At 38.1% G+C, this 2,115-nt stretch carries 2 protein-coding genes; both read right to left on the bottom strand.

Annotated elements, in window-relative coordinates; all coding sequences use genetic code 11:
* Window positions 1-1,089: filamentous hemagglutinin N-terminal domain-containing protein (locus UNSWCS_RS10450; RefSeq protein ID WP_035144015.1), on the bottom strand; the 1,089-nt coding region annotated here is incomplete at its 3' end.
* A gap of 9 nt (window positions 1,090-1,098) precedes the next feature.
* Window positions 1,099-2,115 (bottom strand): ShlB/FhaC/HecB family hemolysin secretion/activation protein (locus UNSWCS_RS10445; RefSeq protein WP_035144014.1); only part of this gene is annotated, 1,017 nt, incomplete at its 5' end.

The following is a 2,115-nucleotide window of genomic DNA, read 5'->3' as shown; positions in this document are numbered from 1 at the left end:
CCTAGCCTGCGAGCTTGAGTTATTTACCAGCTTTTTAGCCTCTACATTTATATCTTTAGCATAAATTTGGCTTGAGGTATTTACCAAAGTGTCTGCTTTTATGTTAAGGCTCTCTTTGGCTGCTATTAGCGCTTCATCTTTGTTTGTTATAGTATTTGCCTCTATCTTAGCCTCTTTATTAGAAGCGATAGCGCCAGCATTAACTATGTCGCCATCAAGGCTTATCTCTATGTTGTTATTTGCTATAACTAGGCCGTTATTATTTACACCTACGCCGTTACTTGTGCCAACTAGCTTGATTTTATTAGCATACATACCGCCAAGTGCGCTACTATCTAGGCTAAAGCTGTTTTCTTGGTTTTTAGTTTTTACGTCGTTATATAGTTTGCCATTGCTTGAAGCAACCGCCTTTTCACCGATGATATTTAGCTCATTTGCGTGGATATTTGAGTTTAAATTTATGGCATTTGAGATGACATTTGTGTAGTCGCTACTCTTATCGTTTAGGCCGTCCCCTACGATGTCGATAGAGTTATTAGATATTAGCTCTATCTCTTTAGGGCTTAGTTTATTGATACTACCTGTTGTTAGTGTGAGTGAGCGAGAGTTGATCATATTTAGACCATCTACGCTTATGCCATTTGGGTTTGCTATGACCACATCAGCCCTGCTTCCAGCTACCTCTAAATTTCCTTTTAAAGATGATTTCTCAGCTGAATTTACCTTGTTGATAATAAGACTTGCCTCTTTATTTAGCCTATAGTTTGCATCTATCTGGCCAGCTATCTTAGTGTCTATGTTTTTATTAGAGTTATTAAGGATGGTGCCAGTGGTTGGCGTGTTAAACCTGCTATATTCATTTATAGAAACGCCCTTGCTATCAGGGTTTGTGATGTTTATTATTAGCGTCTCATTAGGAGCTTTTAGTATATCAGGGCGGTTGCTAGCACCTGGGTCAGCTATGATACTTGGCTCATTTGCTAATGCTGGCGCGGTAGAAAGTAGCAAAGAGAGACTTACGTAGAAATTTAAGCCTATGGTTAAAAGGCTAGGTTTTTGTGCATTTGAAATTTGGTTGTTCTTTAGCATATTTTATCCTTAAAATTCGTAGCTTATGATGAAATTTACATTTGTTGATTTAGTTTCATAGCTCTTTGGTTTATAAAGAGGCTTTGAGACAGATATGTCGTAGCTTAGGTTGTTGTAGGCTTTTATGCTGCCTCTTAGACCTATGGCGTATCCTGCAAGGGTGTTTTTATCCTTTATGCCGCTACTTGCTGCTCTTACCATGCCAGCGTCAAGCCCTGCATAGACAGAGTTGCTCTTATAGTAGTTATATGAGAGGGTATTTCTTACGCTTACTCCGTGGTTTCCAACAAGCGAGCTCTCCCCGTCAAAGCCCCTAACACTGTGATACCAGCCGATGCTAAATTTATCCTGCAAGCTTAGTTTATTTAGACCATATCTTGCGTTGATATTTAGATCATAACTTAGTGGAAGTTCAAATTTATATTTGTAGTTTAGGTTTAAATTTATTAGAGCAAACCTAGATGTAGCCTCACCGCTATCCTCCAAAGGATCAGGCTGTGATCTAAATATACCAGTGCCCTTTTTGTAAGCTAGCTTGGCGCTAAAAGCTTGGTTGTATGAGCTCCAGCTTGATTTTACACCTACCTCATATCCAGCATTTCTTCTAGCTTGGTTATCTAGCTCGTAGTCCTCTAGGTAGTTTTTATTTTTTCTCTTAAATAGCTTTACATAAGCGCTATTTTTAAAATTTGAGTCTCTATAAAATGTATAAGCAAGGCTTAGTGAGTCACTCTCGCTTCTACCTTTATATGTGTAGAGGTTGTATGCTGCATTTATGATCTGAGCGTAGTCATATTTACTCTTTTCATACTCAAGCATGAAGTAGCCAAATGGGACAGTAAAGCCATAATAATAGTTATTTGAAGCCCCGTGATCAGTGGCGCCATTAAATTTATTTGTGACCTCATATTTTTTAAATATATCTTTGCCACGTGAGAAGCTAAAAATTTCGTTAAATCCAAGTAAATTTAGTGTGCTTAAATTTAGCATGCCTTGATACTTGCCGCTTTGTTTTGAGCCAAGGTT

Origin of the sequence: Campylobacter concisus UNSWCS (assembly GCF_000466685.1) — a bacterium.
Lineage (GTDB): Bacteria > Campylobacterota > Campylobacteria > Campylobacterales > Campylobacteraceae > Campylobacter_A > Campylobacter_A concisus_A.
Note: the sequence above shows the minus strand (reverse complement) of the source record. Positions and strands in the feature narration are given on the sequence as shown.